This window comes from Bradyrhizobium acaciae (assembly GCF_020889785.1).
GTDB lineage: Bacteria > Pseudomonadota > Alphaproteobacteria > Rhizobiales > Xanthobacteraceae > Bradyrhizobium > Bradyrhizobium acaciae.
The window spans coordinates 41,571-59,301 of record NZ_JACMYK010000025.1; the positions used below are offsets into that span (position 1 = coordinate 41,571).

General features: G+C 65.1%; 17 protein-coding genes. 13 read left to right on the forward strand and 4 right to left on the reverse strand.

The window, feature by feature from the left end; all coding sequences use genetic code 11:
• Positions 1-2: 2 nt before the first annotated feature.
• Positions 3-1,460, reverse strand: a complete 1,458-nt coding sequence (locus H8A92_RS13355) for an HlyD family secretion protein (RefSeq protein WP_229196243.1) — start codon at positions 1,458-1,460, stop codon at positions 3-5.
• Between the two features lie 474 nt (positions 1,461-1,934).
• Between H8A92_RS13355 and H8A92_RS13360 the strand changes: the two genes are divergently transcribed.
• The 4 genes from H8A92_RS13360 (at position 1,935) to H8A92_RS13375 (ending at position 6,596) form a co-directional block, all read left to right on the forward strand.
• A complete protein-coding gene (locus H8A92_RS13360) occupies positions 1,935-3,578 on the forward strand; it encodes an acyl-CoA dehydrogenase family protein (protein WP_229196245.1) in 1,644 nt (547 codons plus the stop codon).
• A 10-nt stretch (positions 3,579-3,588) separates the two neighbouring features.
• Positions 3,589-4,359: a CPBP family intramembrane glutamic endopeptidase gene (locus H8A92_RS13365; RefSeq protein WP_229196247.1), complete on the forward strand. Its 771-nt coding sequence runs from the start codon at positions 3,589-3,591 to the stop codon at positions 4,357-4,359.
• Positions 4,360-4,424: 65 nt separating this feature from the next.
• Complete coding sequence (locus H8A92_RS13370) at positions 4,425-5,183, forward strand: CPBP family intramembrane glutamic endopeptidase (protein WP_229196249.1); 759 nt, start codon at positions 4,425-4,427, stop codon at positions 5,181-5,183.
• A 201-nt stretch (positions 5,184-5,384) separates the two neighbouring features.
• The gene (locus H8A92_RS13375; protein ID WP_229196251.1) at positions 5,385-6,596 is read left to right on the forward strand and encodes an ABC transporter substrate-binding protein; all 1,212 of its coding nucleotides are present in this window, start codon (positions 5,385-5,387) and stop codon (positions 6,594-6,596) included.
• 26 nt (positions 6,597-6,622) lie between these two features.
• On the opposite strand, the gene H8A92_RS13380 is transcribed toward H8A92_RS13375, so the two are convergent.
• The 3 genes from H8A92_RS13380 to H8A92_RS13390 form a co-directional block, all read right to left on the reverse strand.
• Positions 6,623-7,549: an AEC family transporter gene (locus H8A92_RS13380; protein ID WP_229196253.1), complete on the reverse strand. Its 927-nt coding sequence runs from the start codon at positions 7,547-7,549 to the stop codon at positions 6,623-6,625.
• A 2-nt stretch (positions 7,550-7,551) separates the two neighbouring features.
• On the reverse strand, positions 7,552-8,034 hold the full coding sequence (gene ruvX, locus H8A92_RS13385; protein ID WP_229196256.1) for a Holliday junction resolvase RuvX: 483 nt from the start codon (positions 8,032-8,034) through the stop codon (positions 7,552-7,554).
• A 75-nt stretch (positions 8,035-8,109) separates the two neighbouring features.
• Entirely contained in the window at positions 8,110-9,000 is an 891-nt protein-coding gene (locus tag H8A92_RS13390; RefSeq protein ID WP_229196258.1) for a LysR family transcriptional regulator, read from the reverse strand.
• Positions 9,001-9,058: 58 nt separating this feature from the next.
• Here H8A92_RS13390 and H8A92_RS13395 point away from each other — a divergent pair, with 58 nt between their 5' ends.
• The 9 genes from H8A92_RS13395 (at position 9,059) to gatB (ending at position 17,412) form a co-directional block, all read left to right on the forward strand.
• A complete protein-coding gene (locus H8A92_RS13395; protein WP_274613357.1) occupies positions 9,059-10,099 on the forward strand; it encodes an NAD(P)H-dependent flavin oxidoreductase in 1,041 nt (346 codons plus the stop codon).
• Positions 10,100-10,118: 19 nt separating this feature from the next.
• Positions 10,119-11,195 (forward strand): NAD(P)H-dependent flavin oxidoreductase, encoded by a 1,077-nt coding sequence (locus H8A92_RS13400; protein ID WP_229196262.1) that lies wholly within the window; start codon positions 10,119-10,121, stop codon positions 11,193-11,195.
• Between the two features lie 88 nt (positions 11,196-11,283).
• The gene (locus H8A92_RS13405; RefSeq protein ID WP_229196276.1) at positions 11,284-11,598 is read left to right on the forward strand and encodes an NIPSNAP family protein; all 315 of its coding nucleotides are present in this window, start codon (positions 11,284-11,286) and stop codon (positions 11,596-11,598) included.
• A gap of 364 nt (positions 11,599-11,962) precedes the next feature.
• Complete coding sequence (gatC, locus tag H8A92_RS13410) at positions 11,963-12,250, forward strand: Asp-tRNA(Asn)/Glu-tRNA(Gln) amidotransferase subunit GatC (RefSeq protein WP_163149801.1); 288 nt, start codon at positions 11,963-11,965, stop codon at positions 12,248-12,250.
• A 20-nt stretch (positions 12,251-12,270) separates the two neighbouring features.
• Positions 12,271-12,513, forward strand: a complete 243-nt coding sequence (locus H8A92_RS13415; RefSeq protein ID WP_229185350.1) for a hypothetical protein — start codon at positions 12,271-12,273, stop codon at positions 12,511-12,513.
• Positions 12,510-13,985, forward strand: a complete 1,476-nt coding sequence (gene gatA, locus H8A92_RS13420; RefSeq protein WP_229196263.1) for an Asp-tRNA(Asn)/Glu-tRNA(Gln) amidotransferase subunit GatA — start codon at positions 12,510-12,512, stop codon at positions 13,983-13,985. The genes H8A92_RS13415 and gatA overlap by 4 nt, the downstream gene beginning before the upstream one ends.
• Before the next feature lie 3 nt (positions 13,986-13,988).
• Positions 13,989-14,279, forward strand: a complete 291-nt coding sequence (locus tag H8A92_RS13425) for a hypothetical protein (protein WP_229196264.1) — start codon at positions 13,989-13,991, stop codon at positions 14,277-14,279.
• A gap of 155 nt (positions 14,280-14,434) precedes the next feature.
• Positions 14,435-15,796, forward strand: coding sequence for a patatin-like phospholipase family protein (locus H8A92_RS13430; RefSeq protein ID WP_229196277.1), 1,362 nt, complete (start codon positions 14,435-14,437; stop codon positions 15,794-15,796).
• 128 nt (positions 15,797-15,924) lie between these two features.
• Complete coding sequence (gene gatB / locus H8A92_RS13435; RefSeq protein ID WP_229196265.1) at positions 15,925-17,412, forward strand: Asp-tRNA(Asn)/Glu-tRNA(Gln) amidotransferase subunit GatB; 1,488 nt, start codon at positions 15,925-15,927, stop codon at positions 17,410-17,412.
• The last annotated feature ends 319 nt before the right edge of the window (positions 17,413-17,731 follow it).

Consider the following 17,731-nt stretch of genomic DNA (forward strand, 5'->3'; position numbering starts at 1 on the left):
CTTCATCGCGATACGAGGGCACGAGTTCCGGGCGATCCATTCTCACCGGCGGTTGGCTGCTGCGGTTGCGAGGCCCGGAATGCATCCTGCAGACGAGCGATGCCAGAACGCCGCGCATCCGCGTCCGATGACGTGCTCTGCGCGGTGCTGATGGTGCCTGCGTCGTCCCGAATCCACGAAGCGACGAAATGGCCGAGCCGTCGCCACGTGACCGACATCGAGGGGACTACGCCATTCTCGCGCGTCACTGTCACCCATTGGCCGACCGGACAAGCGGACGCCTCTGCCGTCGCTGCTTGCTGCACCGGTCCGCCGTCGTTCGCCGCGTCCGGGGTAATGATGGCGTAGAGCTCGCGCCGCTCGGTTTGCGGGAACGGAACGGCAAAGCGTTCATCGGTCTTGTCGCTGGTCTTCGGCACAACCGCAGTGACGACGCCGGATCGCAACGAACTCCCGTCGATGCGGACGCGCGTGCCGGGCGTCATGCTCTGGCCCTGCCGGTAGGAGAAGATGGCGACAATAAAGGGCTTATCACAGTTGATGACGGAGCTGATGGTGTCACCGGCGCTCACGTGCCGTCCCATCGCGGCTCCGACGGTCAATACCTTGCCCTGGCCGCGCGCAAGGACTTTGGCGTCGGCCAAAGTCGCCAGCCGTTTTTGTTCGGCGTCGATCAGCTGCTCCAGGTCGGCAAGCACGGCGGTTTGCTGCTTTTCCTCGATTTTCATCCGCATGGCGTCCAGATCGATGTCCCTGCGTTTCTGAGCCAGATTATTGAGAGCTACCAATTCGTCGCCGATATAGATGCCCTTGCTCAGAGCGTTGAGCTGTGCCGTCTTTTGATTCAGCTTGGCCACTTCTGCATCCGCGCCATGCATGGCCGCCGCATATTGCTGGGTCGTCGGCCTCAGCATGTCCATGCTCGCGGCATTGCGTGTCACCATGTTGGTCTGTCTGTCGACCAGGGCTTTCTTTTCACTTGTCGCAGCGTTGGATTGAGCAACGCGGGCGCGAAGCTCCTCGATCTGCGACTGGAACTGCCCCTTGAGCTGGTTTGTCTGGTCAGCGAGCTCGCCGTCGAGAGACGAAACATAGTTGACGTCCGAGTCGTATTTTGAGCGTGTCGCATCGAGCTTCTGCCGTGCGTCGGACGCCTTTTCCTGCAACGAGATGAGTGTCCCGCGGTCAAGTCTTGGATTGCTGATTTGCGCCAGCGTGTCGCCATCGTGGACGTCACGGCCGGGGAGCGCGGTCAACAGATCGATTTCGCCACTGATTGGGGCCGTCAGAAGCGTAACGGGTGCGTTGATCACGGCGCGATCGGATTGATCTGCGATGATCGGCGGCGCTACCGCCGTCAGCATCAGGATAGACAGCAATCCCGCGACGCCAACCGCGGATATTCTCAGTATTCCCTGATGTTTCCGCACGGTGCCGCGGGTGTCGGATCTGTCAATCATCAGCTCTCTTTCGGTTGGGAGATTGGGAGGCCTTCGGAGCGCACTGCTTGTGGTTGGCGGACTGTTTTTCGCGGCGCCGGTTAGCGACTGCAACAATGCTGACCGCATTTGGTTGCTACCAAAAATGAGGCGATGAAAATTGCAGCAAGAACGGTGGACCACAAGGGAAGTGGTTTCCAAACTGGAGGGCAGGTTCCAACTGCAAGGACGGGTGGTCAGTCGAGGTCAAAAGGGCGCTCGCAGCTTTCCGCGCCCCTGGCGACGCCGGTATTGCGCCGCTATTGGCGCGGGCATCAGCCGCGCGGGGCAAATCAGCCCAATTCATGAATAGGGGGCCCAGCGAAAACCGTATTTTTCGCTGCCCGGCACATCCTTGCGGGCTATGATCCCCCCGATTCCAATGCGCGACGATTGGCCCGATATCCCGACCGTTGTAGGACCAAGCGCGCAGCGAGACCCATTGCCGAGGAGACCATGACGCAGGCTCCGTTTGCCACCCACGACGTGCTCAACCAGTCGCCGCCGTTTTGGAACGTCGACCTGTTCGCGACCGACGCGCCGCTGGTCGCGGCCGTCGCCGCCAATGGCGGGGCAGCGGCTGCCGCTGAGCTGTCGGATTTCGGCAAGCATTGGGGCTCCGCCGTTATGGCCGAGCGCGGCCGTATCGCCAACGAGAACACGCCGAAACTGCGCACCTTCGACGCCAGGGGCAATCGCCGCGACGACGTCGAGTTTCATCCGGCCTATCACGAGCTGATGGCGCATTCCGCGCATGCCGGCGTGCACAATTCGACCTGGACCGCCGATGGCAAATCGGCCGGCGGCGCGGCCGAGGTGGTGCGCGCGGCAAAATTCTATATCGCGGCCCAGGTCGAGACTGGCCATCTCTGCCCGATCACGATGACGCGCGCGTCGGTCGCGGCGCTGGCCTCGCAGCCCGACATTCTGGCGAAGACGATGCCTGTGATCGGCACGCGCGCCTACGATCCGGGCTTCGCGCCATGGTGGACCAAGCGCGGCATGACGCTCGGCATGGGCATGACGGAAAAACAGGGCGGCACCGATGTGCGCGCCAACATGACCCGCGCCGCGCGCGACGGTGACGGCTATCGCATCACCGGGCACAAATGGTTCATGTCGGCGCCGATGTGCGACGCGTTCCTGGTGCTGGCGCAGGCCAAGGACGGCTTGAGCTGCTTCTTCATGCCGCGCTTCGCGCCCGACGGCACCGTCAACGCGATCCACTTCCAGCGCCTGAAGGACAAGCTCGGCAACCGCTCCAATGCCTCGTCCGAGGTCGAATTCCACGGCGCCCATGCCGAATTGATCGGCGAGGAGGGCAAGGGCATCCGCACCATCATCCAGATGGTGCAGCTGACGCGGCAGGATTGCGCGATCGCATCCGCAGGGCTGATGCGCTCCGGGCTGGCGCACGCGCTCAATCACGCGCGGCATCGCAGCGTGTTCCAGAAGCATCTCGCCGACCAGCCGCTGATGCAGGCGGTGCTCTCGGACATGGCGCTGCATGTCGAGGCGTCGATCGCGCTGGTGATGCGGCTCTGCCGCGCGTTCGACCGCGCGCCCACCGATGCGGGCGAGGCCGCCTATATGCGGCTGCTGACGCCGGCGATCAAATACTGGACCTGCAAGAGCGCGCCTGGCTTCGTTTACGAGGCGATGGAGTGCCTCGGTGGCAACGGCTATGTCGAGGAAGGCATTCTGGCACGGCACTACCGGGAGTCGCCGGTCAACGCGATCTGGGAAGGCTCCGGCAACGTGATGTGCCTTGACGTGTTGCGCGCGCTCGGCCGCGAGGCCGATGCCGCGCTCGCCGTGCTGCGTGCGCTCGCCGACGAGACCAAGGGCCTGCCGGGCGCGGCCGAGACCGTTGCCTCGATCGGACAATCGTTCCGCCGCCCGGACAGCGAGCGCGTTGCGCGGCTTGCGGTCGAGCAGCTGGCGCTGCTCGCGGCCGCCGCGGCGCTCAACCAGGTCTCGCCAGGGAGTGCCGAGCTGTTCGCGGCGACACGGCTTGCCGAACGCCACGCCGGCATGTACGGCGCGGTGGACCTCTCCGATGCTGATCAACGCGCGCTGCTTGCGCGGGCGCTGCCATGAAGGTTTGCTGATGGACGCACTCAATCCCGATACTCCGCCGTCGGCGGTCGAGCCGCCGCCACTCCCGACGCGGGTCTGGAAGTTCTGGGGCACCGCGCTGTGGGGCCTGGTCATCTTCATCGCGATGTTCCTCGGCCAGGTCGCGGTCATCGTCTGGCGCATCGTCGCGCAGGGCGGGGAACTGTCGGCGGGGGGCATCACCCATGTGGTTGCCGACGGCCTGACGATCTCGCTCTCGGTGCTCGCCGGCCTGCCGATGGTGCTGCTGGTGCTGTGGTTCGCGATCCGCCGGACCAGGATATCGTTTGCCGACTATCTCGGGCTGCACTGGACGTCGTGGAGGAACGTCATCATCGGCGTCGTTTCGCTGATCGTGCTGGTCGGCGCCTGGGACATGGTGTCCCGCGCCGCCGGCCGCGAGGTGGCGCCGGGCTTCATGGGCGACGTGCTGAAATCAGCGCAGGAACACAGCGCGCTGTGGCTTCTGGTGATCGCCTTCGCCGTCGCCGCGCCGCTCTGGGAGGAACTGTTCGCGCGCGGCTGGCTCTATCGCGGCTGGTCGGAATCCCGGCTCGGCCCGTACGGCGCAATCCTGCTGTCGTCGATCGTCTGGACCGTGATGCACCTGCAATACGACTGGTTCTTCCTTTGCCAGGTGCTGACGATCGGGCTCCTGTTCGGCTATCTGCGCTTCCGCACCGGTTCGACCTGGCTGACCATCCTGCTGCACGGCCTGAACAATTTCGCGGCGACGATCCAGACCTGGTGGCTGGCGGGGTGATCGTCCGATATGTTAGGTTGAGCTCGGGCCCACCTTCGCTGCAAAATTGTTGCAGAAAAATCCACATGTCGAACTTTGAGAATGCCGGCGCGCGGATGCCTACATCGGCGCCGCCGCCCCGGACCTGGGACTTCTGGGAGACGGCGCTCGTCACTCTGATCGCCTACGGCGTCTATACGTTGGCATCAGGGTTAGCCTTGACGCAGATACTTGCTCTGCAAGACGGCGTAGCCAAGATGCCGCCGGCTCAATTGCGGGATTTCGCGGCCCAAGGACGATGGTCCGGCGCGGCCCTGATCATCGCGAGCCCGTGCACGATCGCCGTGCTTTGGATCGCGATCCGCGCGGCTGGCCGAGGGTTCTCCGAATACCTTGCGCTCAACTGGCCGAGCGCGACCGAGACGGCGATTGGCTTTGGGGTCTTCGCGGGCCTTTTGGTGCTTGAGTCGATTATCTCATGGTACATCGGAGCAGACTATGCACCGATGAATGGGTTTCTCATCGTCAGAAGCTCGGGTGGCTTGCTCATCCTCTTGATCGCAGGCTGCGTCGCTGGACCGATCATGGAGGAATTCATCATCCGCGGCTTTTTGTTTCGCGGTTGGTCACAGTCTTTCCCAGGTCCGATTGGAGCCATCATTTTGACGTCGATCGCCTGGGCGATGACGCATGTTCAATTCGACTTTTCTGGAAAATTCTTGATTTTCGGGATGGGGTTGGCTCTCGGATATTCTCGCTGGCGCAGCAACTCGACCTGGCTGACCGTGATGGTGCATTCGACCTTCAACATGTTCCTGTTGTTTACAACAGGCCCATACGTCTAACGCTCAACCGCAGCAATCACAGATCGGTCCTGTGATCGCGGCCAATTTCGCCGTTTTCTCAGCTTGCGCGCGCGGACCTCTCAGGAAGCCGACGAAGGGGATGCCAGCGCCCCCGTCAGAGTGCTATGATCTGGACCGATGAACGAGCGCGGGCCGGATCGAAACCAGGCAGCGGCGGCTGCCGTCGTGCGAGCTCTTCCCATGGCTACGTTGTTCCGAATTCTTCTGGCCGGCGTTTTCGCGCTGGCGTCGCTCGGCGCCATCACGCAGCAGGTGCGCGATGGGGGCGTGACCGACACCGAAATCCGGATCGGCAATCTGATGCCGTATAGCGGCACGCTGGAAATCTTCGGCCAGATCGGCAAGGCGGAGGCCGCCTATTTCGAGATGATCAACGAACGCGGCGGCATCAATGGCCGCAAGATCCGCTTCATGTCCTACGACGATCTGTCGGATGCCGCCAACGCCATGGATCTGACGCGCATTCTCGTCGAGACCGACAACGTGCTGTTGATGTTCGGCTCGTTCGGCACGCCGGGAAATCTGGCGGTGCGGAAGTATCTCAACGAACGGCAGGTGCCCCAGCTTTTCGTCGCCTCCGGCGATCAGGAGCTCAGCGAGCCCTCGCTCTATCCGTGGACCATGGGCTGGCAGCCCTCATACCGTGAGGAGGGGCGCATCTACGCCAAATACATCCAGGCGTTCTATCCCGGAAAGAAGATCGTGGCGCTCTGGGAGAACGACCAGTTCGGGCGGGAATTGTTCAAGGGGCTGGTGCAGGGGCTGGGTGACGTCGCCCACAACATCAGGGTCGACATCGCCTATGATGTCGACGACCAGCATCTGGATGGCCACATCTCGATCCTGAAGCAATCAGGCGCCGAGGTCTTCGTGTTTGCCGGCGTGCCGGAAAATGCCTCGAAGGTGATCCGCGCGGCGGCCGACCACGGCTGGCGGCCGGTGTTTGTCGTGAACCAGATGGCGTCTTCGATCGAGACGGTGCTCAAGCCGGCCGGCACGGAGAATGCAACCGGCGTCATCACCGCCGCCTTCCTGAAGGATGCGAGCGATCCCGCCTGGAGCGAAGAGCAGGGCGCCTGGCGCAGCTTCCTCGACAAGTATACCAAAGCCGGCGGCAAGGATGACGCCGCCGCGGTCTATGGCTACGCCGCCGCCGAGACGCTGGTCCAGGTGCTCAGGCAATGCGGCAACGACCTGTCGCGCGAAAACGTCATGAAGCAGGCCGCCGCGCTCAGGGATTATCAGGCGTCGGCCTTGCTCCCGGGCATCACGATCAACACCGGACACTTCCGTCCGGTCGAACAATTGCGGTTGCTGCAATTCGATGGCCGCAGCTGGCAGCCCATCGGCGACGTACTCGATACGGCGTTCACTGGATCGTCCGGAAAGTAGCGGCGAGCGGCGCAAGCCGCCGGCTGCTAAGGCCCGACCGCCGCAATCACGATCGGCATCGTGATCGCGGCCAAAATCGTCTGCAGCGTGATGATCTGGGCGAGCAGCGGTGCGTCGCCGCCCATCTGGCGCGCCAGCACATAGGCTGACGGCGAGGTCGGCACCGCGGCGCAGGCGGCGACGATGGCGAGATTGGCGCCGGTGACGCCGAACCACACCGCGAGTGCAACGGTCAGCACGGGCATCAGGACGAGCTTCAGCACCAGCGCGAGGCTGGCTGCGAGGCTGGGGCGGAAGATGCCTTCCAGATGCAGCCCGGCCCCGGTGACCAGCAGGCCGATCGCCAGCGAAGAGCCGCCCAGCGCATCCGCGACGTCGTGCCAGATTTTCGGCAGCGGGATATGCGCGACGTTGATGGCGAGCCCGATCACGCAGGCCCAGATCAGCGGGTTCTTCACGACCGTCATCACGACCGCGCCCGCCGAGCGTTTTCCAGACGAGGCATACTTCGCCAGCACCGCAACGCTGAAGACGTTGACCAGCGGAATAATCGCAACCATCGCGACCGACGCCAGCGCAAGTCCGACCTTGCCGTACAGATTGCCCGACACCGACAGCGCAACATAGGTCTGCCAGCGCGTGGCGCCCTGGAAGATCGAGGTGAAGGCGGGACCGTCGACCCCGGCGTGGGCGAGCGGGCCGCGCAGCGCCAGACACAGCAGGCACATCACGAGCGCCGCGAGCAGCAGCGCACCGCCGGCGCCTGCGACCGGTACCGTCGACAGATCGGCCTTCACCAGCGTCTGCACCAGCAGCACCGGGAACAGGACGTAGTAGGTTAGCTGCTCCAGCCCATGCCATTGCGTGTCGAGCCGCATCAGCGTGCGCTTCAGGACAACGCCCAGCACGATCAGGAGGAACACCGGCAGCAGCGCCGCGATCACCGCGGCCATCGTCAGCGCTCCCCGCGCAGCTTCGCCAGCCGGTCCAGCGCGCCCTGCAGGATGAAGATCGCGGCGTGCTCGTCGATCACCTCGGCTCGGCGGGCGCGGCTGACGTCCATCCCGATCAGCTCGCGCTCGACCGCCGCAGTCGACAGCCGCTCGTCCCACAGCCCGATCGCAAGGGGGGTGAGGCCGGCGAAGTTGCGGGCGAATGCCCGGGTCGACTGCGCGCGCGGCCCCTCGCTGCCGTCCATGTTGATCGGAAGCCCGAGCACGAAGCCTACGGCGTTGCGCTCGGCCGCGATTGTGAGCAGCCGTGCCGCGTCGAGCTTGAACTGCTTGCGCTGGATGGTCTCGACGCCGGTCGCGAGCCGCCGGTCCGGATCGGAGACGGCAACGCCGATGGTCTTGGTCCCGAGGTCGAGGCCGACAAGCGCGCCGCGCTCGGGCCAATGCGGTGCGGCTTCGATCAGGGGAAGGATGGGGGCGGGCATGGCCTTGCGCTTAGCACGCAGCCGCGCGCCGAGGCAAAGCCCGGCGACGGGCGGGCGTCCATGCGAAAATGCCGATCAGGCGGCGATCACCCGATCGTCGCCGGGAAGGCACGCGGCCAGTCCCTGTAACGCGCTGTACTGGTGCGCGGTGCGGCGCTGGATGAACAGCGTCTCGACACGCGCGTGCTGTGGATCGAGCTTGTGGATATGGATGTCGCGCTGGACGTGGTCGCGCGCGACGACGGCGCGCGGCAACAGCGTCACGCCCATGTCGGCGGCGACGCAGCCGACCATGCCGTCGAGCGTGCCAAGCTCGAAGCGCGCGGCCGACGGCCAGCCGAATTCGGTGAACACCTGTTCCAGGCGCTGCCGGTAGGTGCAGCCGGTGCGGAACACCAGCGCGGTCGGGCCCGACTCCGGCGTGCCGGCGCGCAGGGCGGCAAGCGATTTCCAGCGCTGCGCGGTGACGAGCACCAGTTCCTCGGTGAAGGCTGACGTCGCGATGAGTTCGGCGTGCTCGATCGGGCCGGCGACGAATGCGCCGTCGAGCGAGCCGTCGAGCACGGCGGCGACGAGATCGGCGGTCGGCGCGGTGCGCAAGGTCAGGCGCACCGCCGGATAACGGCGATGAAACTCGGCGAGCAGGGTCGGCAGCCGCACCGCAGCGGTCGTCTCCATCGAGCCGATCGACAGCGGTCCCTTCGGCTCGCCATCGTCGCGCGCGGCGAGAACCGCTTCGCGCGACAGCGCCGCCATGCGTTGCGCATACGGCAGCAGCCGGCGGCCGGCGCCGGTCAGCGACATGCCGCGGCTGTGACGCTCAAAGAGCGCAGTGCCGATCTCGGCCTCCAGCGCCTTGATGCGCTGGGTGACGTTGGACTGCACGGTATTGAGCTCGTCGGCGGCCTTGGTGATGCCGCCGAGGCGGGCGACCGTGGAAAAGGTGAGCAGGTCGGTCAATTCCATCTGGGATCACCGTTTCAAATCAGAGATGGGAGCGTTCTCTAGTATTCATTTTCACAGAATGTTAGGCGCGCTTAGGCTGCGAGTCCAGAACAGCAAATTCAAAACGGGGAGCGAGCGCATGTCGATCAGCACCGAATTGACGGCGCGTCTGGGCATCAAGCATCCGATCCTGGCGGCGCCGATGGCGATGATCGCGGGGAGTCGGCTGGTCAGGGCAGTGGGTGAGGCGGGCGGCTTCGGCATTTTGGGCGGCGGCTACGGAGACCGGGCCTGGCTCGAGGCCGAAACCGCAAAGCTGAAGGGGGCCGTAAAGCCGTTCGGCATCGGCTTCATCACCTGGAGCCTCGCCAGGCAGCCCGAGCTGATCGATATCGCGCTCGAGGCGCGGCCACGTGCGGTGATGCTGTCATTCGGCGATCCGGCGCCGTTCGCGCCAAAGATCAAGGCCGCGGGGGCGCTGCTGATCTGCCAGGTGCAGAGCGAGGAGATGGCGCAATCAGCGCTCGATTGCGGCGCCGACATCCTGATTGCGCAGGGCACCGAGGCCGGCGGTCACGGCGCCTCGCGCACCACGCTCGACATCGTGCCGGCGATTATTGATTTCGCCGCAGGGCGCGTCCCGGTCGTCGCAGCCGGCGGCATCGCGGATGGACGCGGCCTTGCGGCGATGATGATGCTCGGCGCGTCCGGCGTGCTGATGGGAACGCGGTTCTATGCCAGCGTCGAGGCTGACGCGCCCGAGCAGGCGAAGCAGTTGATCCGTGCGGCGAAGAGCGGCGAGACGGTGCGTGGCGTGGTGATGGACTGGTCGCGCAAGCTGATCTGGCCGGCGCCGTTTACCGCGCGCTCGCTCTCCAACGATCATCTGCGGCGCTGGAGCGGCCGCGAGATCGAGCTGATGCAGCGCGCGGACGAGGTCGCGGTGGAATACGTCGCCGCGCGGGCGGAGGGCAATTTCGATATCGCCGCGGTGTTTGCCGGCGAGTCCGTCGGCTTGATCCATGATATCGTTCCGGCGGCCGAGATCATCGGCCGCATCGTCGCCGAGGCCGAGCAGTCGTTGCAGGGCCGGCGCAACTTTCTTTCCTCTTTGACCTGAAACTAGCGCGAGACACACCATGTGGCCGGACCGTCGATTGATCGATCGCTTCAAGACCGAATTCCCGATCGTGCTGGCGCCGATGGCCGGCGTGATGGATGCTGAGCTGGTGATTGCGGTGGCGCAAGGCGGCGGCCTCGGCTCGCTGCCATGTGCGATGCTGTCGGCCGAGAAGGCGCGCGAGCAGGTCAACATCATCCGCCAGCGCGTGTCGGCGCCGGTCAATCTCAACTTCTTCTGCCACAAGGCGGTCGATGCCGATCCGGCGCGCGAGGCGACATGGCGGCAGCGATTGGCGCCTTACTATCGTGAGCACGGCCTCGATCCGGACGCGCCGATCAATGCCGCGAACCGTGCGCCGTTCGACGCGGCGTTCTGCGCCGTGGTCGAGGAGCTGAAGCCCGAGGTGGTCAGCTTCCATTTCGGCTTGCCGGAGCCGAAGTTGTTGCAGCGGGTGAAGGCGGCCGGCGCCATCGTGATGTCGTCGGCGACCACGGTGAAGGAGGCGATCTGGCTGGAAGAGAACGGCGCCGATGTCGTCATCGCGCAGGGCGCCGACGCCGGCGGCCATCGCGCCATGTTCCTAACCGAGAATATTTCCGAGCAGCCCGGCACGTTCTCGCTGCTGCCGCAGGTGGTCGATGCGGTGAAGGTGCCGGTGGTCGCTGCCGGCGGCATCGCCGACGGGCGCGGGATCGCGGCGGCCTTCGCGCTCGGCGCCGCGGCCGTTCAGATCGGCTCGGCCTATCTGCGCTGCCCGGAATCCAAGGTGACACCGCAGGGCCGTGTCGCGCTGGCGCAGGCGAGCGACGAATCGACCGTCATCACCAATGTGATGACCGGGCGTCCGGCACGCGGCGTCGCCAACCGCGTGATGCGCGAGGTCGGCCCGATCTCGCCGGATGCGCCGGCGTTTCCACACGCGGCGACCGCGCTCGGACCTCTGAAGGCGGCTGCCGAGAAACAGGGCAAGGTCGATTTCACCAATCTGTGGGCCGGGCAGGCGGTGCGGATGGGCAAGGAGATGCCGGCCGCCGAATTGACAAGAGCGCTGGCCGGGGCGGCGCTGGCGCGGATGGGCAAGCTGGCGGGTTGATTTCGCCTCCATCCGCGCAGTTTCGGTGTATGCCCAGCCTGCCGCCTCGCAATCGAGCTATGAAGGGCGGCAGTTCCATTTGGCGCAGCTGATCACCTGTTATCTGCGGTACGAAGTCCGTCCCGACAAGCTCGCCGACTTCGAGACTTATGGTGCGATGTGGCTGGAACTGATGCCGCGGTTTGGCGGCATTCATCACGGCTATTTCTTGCCGTCGGAGGGAGCAAGCGACGGTGCCCTGGCGATGTTCAGCTTTCCGAGCCTTGCGGCCTACGAGCAGTACCGCAAGGACTCAGCGCTGGATCCGGACGTTCAAAAGGCGATCGCCTTCGCGAGGGAGACGCGCTGCTTTGTCCGCTATGAACGGTCGTTCTTTCGACCATTGCTGCCGAAAGCTGCCTAGGCGCTCGAACGTCAGGCCAGGCAGGCCACATAGAGGATGGCAAAGCCGATCGCGGTCCCGATCGACCAGAGGGCAGGGTCCCAGCCTCCCGGCTTAGGCGTGGTTTCGAACGTGGACATAACGCGCTCCCGTACTGTTCTCTTTTGGGGGAGTAGGCACCGCGACTGTTTCAGGACGACTGCGCGGGGTCCGCAAACTGGTTTCTTCCCGGGATTTTGGAGCGGAAATCGTCGGCTGCCGGCGCCTGGCCGGCGATCCGGCGGGCTCTGAGGCCTGCCGCGGGCTCGCTGCGGTTGCGGCGCAAAACCGGCCTCTGCTATACGGCAGGCTGACCTTTCCGCCTGACCACCCGAGGCCCTATATAATGTCCGTAGACGCCACGACCGTCCGCCGCATCGCGCATCTGGCGCGGATTGCGGTCAGCGACGCCGAAGTTCCCCATCTCCAGGGGGAGCTGAATGCGATGCTGGCCTTTGTCGAGCAGCTGTCGGAAGTGAATATCGACGGTGTCGAGCCGATGACCTCGGTGACGCCGATGGAGATGAAGAAGCGCGCGGACGTGGTCAATGACGGCGAAATCGCTGACGCCATCGTCCGCAATGCACCCGACACAGTGAACGACTTCTTCCTGGTGCCGAAGGTGGTCGAGTAAAGCGCGATCGGATAATTACAATGTGTCTGCTCTGCGACGACGAGAAGGCCTACAAGGCCTACATGGATTTCCTCGATGCGGTGGAGCGCAAGGGGAAGGTCGCCGATCCCAACGCGGCGATGGACGCCGTGCTCGACCATCTCGAGGCGCTCGACGCCGCCCGCGCCAAAGAAAATGCCGAGCAAAATGCCAAAGCGCGGCAAGACGACCCCGCCAACGACAAGACCCTGTCTCCGTTCTTCTGCAGCCCGATCAATAAATGACCGATTTGACATCGCTGACCATCGCCGAGGCCCGTGAGGGCCTGGCGAGCAAATCTTTCACCGCCCGCGAACTGACCGATGCGCATCTCGTCGCCATCGAAGCTGCGCGCGTGCTCAATGCCTATGTGCTCGAGACGCCCGACCGCGCCCGCGAGATGGCCAAGGCCGCCGACGAGAAGATTGCGAAAGGCGAGGGCGGACCGCTCGCCGGCATTCCGCTCGGCATCAAGGACCTGTTCGCGACGCGCGACATCAGGACCACGGCGTGCTCGAAGATCCTCGGCAATTTCATTCCGCCCTACGAGTCGACGGTGACCTCGCAGCTCTGGCGCGACGGCGCGGTGCTGCTCGGCAAGCTCAACAATGACGAGTTCGCGATGGGCTCGTCGAACGAGACTTCGTGCTTCGGCCCGGTAACCAACCCGTGGCGCCGCGAGGGCTCGAACACCACGCTGGTGCCGGGCGGCTCGTCCGGCGGCTCGGCCTCGGCGGTGGCGGCTTCTCTCTGCATGGGCGCGACCGCGACCGACACCGGCGGCTCGATCCGCCAGCCTGCCGCGTTCACGGCGACCGTCGGCATCAAGCCGACCTACGGCCGCTGCTCGCGCTGGGGCATCGTGGCGTTTGCATCCTCGCTCGACCAGGCCGGCCCGATCGCGCGTACGACGCGCGATGCGGCGATCCTGATGCGCTCGATGGCGGGGCACGATCCCAAGGACACCACATCGGTCGATATCGCCGTGCCGGATTACGAAGCCGCGATCGGCAAGTCGGTGAAGGGCATGAAGATCGGCATCCCCAGGGAGTATCGGCTCGACGGAATGCCGGCCGAGATCGAGAAGCTCTGGAGCGAGGGCGCGCAGTGGCTGAAGGCCGCGGGCGCCGAGCTCGTCGAGGTGTCGCTGCCGCACACCAAATACGCGCTGCCGGCCTATTACATCGTGGCGCCGGCGGAGGCTTCGTCGAACCTCGCGCGTTACGACGGCGTGCGCTACGGGCTGCGCGAGCCGGGCAAGAACGTCATCGAGATGTACGAGAACACCCGCGCCGACGGCTTTGGCGACGAGGTGCGCCGCCGCGTGCTGATCGGCACCTATGTGCTCTCGGCCGGCTACTACGATGCCTATTATCTGCGTGCGCAGAAGGTGCGGACGCTGATCAAGAAGGATTTTGAGGACTGCTTCGCCAAGGGCGTGAGCGCGATCCTGACGCCGGCAACGCCGTCGGCGGCGTTCGGCATCGGCGAGAAGGGCGGCGCCGATCCGGTCGAGATGTATCTCAACGACATCTTCACTGTGACCGTGAACATGGCGGGCCTGCCGGGCATTGCTGTGCCTGCGGGGAAGGACATGCAGGGTCTGCCGCTCGGCCTGCAACTGATCGGCCGTCCGTTCGACGAGGAGACGCTGTTCTCGCTCGGCGAGGTGATCCAGCAGGCGGCCGGCCGGTTCACGGCGCCGAAGTGGTGGTGAGCGATGGCGGATTTCCGCGCCAGTCTTGCTGACGCTGCACCCGACGGTGCGCTGTCGCCGCCGCTTGCCGCATTGTGGTGGGCGAGGAAGGGCGACTGGGACCAGGCGCACCGCATCGTGCAGGACGAAGGCGACGCCAATTCGGCCTGGGTGCATGCCTATCTGCATCGCGTCGAAGGCGATCTCGACAATGCCGGCTATTGGTATCGCCGAGCCGGCCAGCCGGTCGCAAAGGACACGGTTGAGGCCGAATGGGAGCGGATCGTCTCCGCGCTTTTAGCCCCGTCAGCGTGAGGGCACCGGTGCCGAGACACCGTGAGTATTAACCCTGTTTCGGCCGCCATGCCGCCGCCCACATTCGCCGTGATAGGCTAATGGAACCGGGCGGGGGCCAGCGGCAAAAGAGAGTAATCGTGCGTGGGTCGGGCATAGGGGGATGGCTGTCAGCGCTGCTGGTGGCTGCAGTGGCGGCGGGCCTTGCCGGCTGCGCCTCCGTCTACAATCTTCCAGGCAATGTGCCGCTCGGTGCCGCGCTTGCCGACAACAACAGCGCCCGCGACTATCCGACTTATGAAGATGACCTGCTGCTCGCGCTGTCGTTCTCCGGCGGCGGCACGCGCGCGGCGGCGTTTTCGTTCGGCGTGCTGGAAGAGCTCGACCGGGTGCACTCCAGCGCCGCCGGCAGCAAGACGCTGCTCGACCGCGTCGACTTCGTTTCCGGCGTCTCCGGCGGATCGGTCACCGCCGCTTATTTCGGATTGAAGCGGCGCGCGGCGCTCGCCGATTTCCGCGAACGCTTCCTGCTGCGCAATGCCGAGGAGGGACTGAAGACCCGGATCTCGCTCGGCAATATCGGGCGCGCGCTCGGCGGCGGCGTCAACGACAGCCAGTTCACCGACTGGCTCGATCAAAATCTGTTCGACGGCGCGCGGTTCGAGGCATTGCCCGACGAGCGCCGGCCGCGGGTGTGGATCAACGCCTCCGACATCTACAACCGCACACCGTTCGTGTTCGGCAAGACGTCATTCGACGCGCTGTGCAGCGATGTCCGCTCCTATCGCGTCGCCGAAGCGGTGGCGGCATCCGCCGCAGTGCCGCTGGCATTTGCCCCGATCGTGCTGCAAACCTATCCCGGCGGGTGCGCCGCGCCGCTGCCGCCCTGGTACGATCGGGTGCGCAACGATCCGAATGCGCAGCCGCTGCTGCGCTCCTACGCCGAGGCCCAGGCGCGCTACCGCGATGGCTCGATGCGCTACGTCAAGCTGCTCGATGGCGGGCTGGTCGACAATTACGGGCTGTCGGGGCTCAGCATCGGCTTGCTCGCCGCGCAACGTCCCCACGAGCCGCTCGACGAGCGGCAGGCGGCCAAGCTGAAGCGCATCCTGTTCCTGGTGGTCGACGCCGGCCGCGGCGTCTCCGGCGACTTCGTGCAGACGCTCGAAGGACCAAGCGGCGTCGAGCTGGTGTCGGCGGCCGCCGACACCGCGATCGATGCCAGCGTGCGCTCGAGCTACGCGGCCTTCACGGCACTCGCCAACGATTGGTCGGGCAAGCTGAAGCACTGGCGCTGCGGCCTGTCGGCGGCGGATCGCGCCCGGCTCGGCGTCGGCGCCGGCTGGAGATGCGGCGATGTCGCGATCTACGTCGAGCGGCTCGGCTTCGACCGGCTGGGACCGGAGCGCGCCGGCATCCTGAACGCGATCCCGACGCGGCTTTCGCTGCCGCCGGAGCAGGTCGACCAGCTGATCACAGGCGGCGCGGACGCACTGCGCACCAGCAAGGCGTATCAGCAGTTCCGGCGCGGGCTCTGATCGGCACCTCCAGCCCGGGCGCGGTCTGCAAGAGCACTGCAAGGGGCAGCAAGGCGGCTTGACTGGCGCTGTCGGTTGCGCGAAGCCCAATCCATCCCAGATATCACTTTATCCGGAAACCGAGATCCATGACCGCATCTGCCGCCCCGCACAGACTGATCAAGAGCGCCACCGGCGATTGGGAGGTCGTGATCGGCATGGAGATCCATGCCCAGGTCACCTCGAACGCAAAGCTGTTCTCGGGCGCATCGACCGCATTCGGCGGCGACCCCAACTCCCATGTCTCGCTGGTCGATGCCGCGATGCCGGGCATGCTGCCCGTGATCAACGAGGAGTGTGTCCGCCAGGCGGTGCGTACCGGCCTCGGGTTGAACGCGAAGATCAACCTGCGCTCGGTGTTCGACCGCAAGAACTATTTCTATCCGGACTCGCCGCAGGGCTACCAGATCAGCCAGTACAAGTCGCCGATCGTGGGTGAGGGCGAGGTGTCGCTCGAGCTCGACGGCGGCCGCAGCGTTACGATCGGGATCGAGCGGCTGCATCTGGAACAGGACGCCGGCAAGTTGCTGCACGATCAGTCGCCGACGATGTCCTACGTCGACCTCAACCGGTGTGGCGTGGCGCTGATGGAGATCGTCTCCAAGCCCGACATCCGTGACGCCGAGCAGGCCAAGGCCTACGTCTCCAAGCTGCGCTCGATCCTGCGTTACCTCGGCACCTGCGACGGCGACATGGAGAAGGGCAACCTGCGTGCCGACGTCAACGTCTCGGTGCGCCGCCACGGCGAGACCGCGCTCGGCACCCGCTGTGAAATCAAGAACATGAACTCGGTCAACTTCATCGGCCAGGCGATCGAGTACGAGGCGCGGCGTCAGATCGAGATCATTGAGGACGGCGGCTCGATCGAGCAGGAAACCCGGCTGTTCGACCCGAACAAGGGCGAGACGCGTTCGATGCGCTCCAAGGAAGAGGCGCACGACTACCGTTACTTCCCGGATCCCGATCTCTTGCCGCTCGAGTTCAGCCAGGCCTTCGTCGACGAACTCAAGGCGCAGCTGCCGGAACTGCCGGACGAGAAGAAGTCCCGTTTTATTACGGGCTTCGGCCTGTCGCCCTATGATGCGAGCGTGCTGGTCGCCGAGCGCGAGAGCGCCGAGTTCTACGAGACGGTGCTGTCAGGTCTCGCCGACAAGACGCGCGACGGCAAGCTCGCCGCCAACTGGGTGATCAACGAACTGTTCGGTCGTCTCAACAAGGAAGGCGTGGAGATCGCAGCCTCGCCGGTGTCGGCAAAGCAACTCGGTGCGATCGTCGATCTGATCGGAGAGAAAACGATTTCCGGCAAGATCGCCAAGGACTTGTTCGAGATCGTCTGGCAGGAAGGCGGCGATCCGCGCACGCTCGTCGAGACGCGCGGCATGAAGCAGGTCACCGACCTCCGCGCGATCGAGAAGGTGGTCGACGACATCATCGCGGCCAATCCCGACAAGGTCGAGCAGGCGAAGGCGAAGCCGCAACTGGCGAGTTGGTTCGTCGGTCAGGTGATGAAGTCGTCGGGCGGCAAGGCGAACCCGCAGGCGGTCAACGACCTCTTGAAGTCGAAGCTCGGCATCTGACCGAACAGGACAATGATGTTGTCCTTGGAGTATGATCCAACCGGATCATACTCTCGCGCGATCGCCTCGCGTGTCGTCGCGCGCGCGTGAACGCGACGTGATCCCGCCTCACACCCTCCCGCGACGGTCGCACTGACGCCCTCGGCGCCGAATCGCCGAAGCTGCGATTCGTTCGCGAATCCGCCTTGGGCGACCTCAAACGAGGCAAAAGTCGTCTTACCCACGAAAATTTTTTCGTTGCCAAAAATTACGACTCGGCGTCTATGCCGCGCCGCTTTTCGTCGTCACTCGCGACTCAGCGCAACAGCGATCGCGCGTC

Bases quoted from the DNA above. Each gene is read 5' to 3' on its own strand.
- H8A92_RS13355 (WP_229196243.1), bottom strand. From the start codon at position 1,460: ATGATTGACAGATCCGACACCCGCGGCACCGTGCGGAAACATCAGGGA.
- H8A92_RS13360 (WP_229196245.1), top strand. From the start codon at position 1,935: ATGACGCAGGCTCCGTTTGCCACCCACGACGTGCTCAACCAGTCGCCG.
- H8A92_RS13365 (WP_229196247.1), top strand. From the start codon at position 3,589: ATGGACGCACTCAATCCCGATACTCCGCCGTCGGCGGTCGAGCCGCCG.
- H8A92_RS13370 (WP_229196249.1), top strand. From the start codon at position 4,425: ATGTCGAACTTTGAGAATGCCGGCGCGCGGATGCCTACATCGGCGCCG.
- H8A92_RS13375 (WP_229196251.1), top strand. From the start codon at position 5,385: ATGGCTACGTTGTTCCGAATTCTTCTGGCCGGCGTTTTCGCGCTGGCG.
- H8A92_RS13380 (WP_229196253.1), bottom strand. From the start codon at position 7,549: ATGGCCGCGGTGATCGCGGCGCTGCTGCCGGTGTTCCTCCTGATCGTG.
- ruvX (WP_229196256.1), bottom strand. From the start codon at position 8,034: ATGCCCGCCCCCATCCTTCCCCTGATCGAAGCCGCACCGCATTGGCCC.
- H8A92_RS13390 (WP_229196258.1), bottom strand. From the start codon at position 9,000: ATGGAATTGACCGACCTGCTCACCTTTTCCACGGTCGCCCGCCTCGGC.
- H8A92_RS13395 (WP_274613357.1), top strand. From the start codon at position 9,059: ATGTTAGGCGCGCTTAGGCTGCGAGTCCAGAACAGCAAATTCAAAACG.
- H8A92_RS13400 (WP_229196262.1), top strand. From the start codon at position 10,119: ATGTGGCCGGACCGTCGATTGATCGATCGCTTCAAGACCGAATTCCCG.
- gatC (WP_163149801.1), top strand. From the start codon at position 11,963: ATGTCCGTAGACGCCACGACCGTCCGCCGCATCGCGCATCTGGCGCGG.
- H8A92_RS13415 (WP_229185350.1), top strand. From the start codon at position 12,271: ATGTGTCTGCTCTGCGACGACGAGAAGGCCTACAAGGCCTACATGGAT.
- gatA (WP_229196263.1), top strand. From the start codon at position 12,510: ATGACCGATTTGACATCGCTGACCATCGCCGAGGCCCGTGAGGGCCTG.
- H8A92_RS13425 (WP_229196264.1), top strand. From the start codon at position 13,989: ATGGCGGATTTCCGCGCCAGTCTTGCTGACGCTGCACCCGACGGTGCG.
- gatB (WP_229196265.1), top strand. From the start codon at position 15,925: ATGACCGCATCTGCCGCCCCGCACAGACTGATCAAGAGCGCCACCGGC.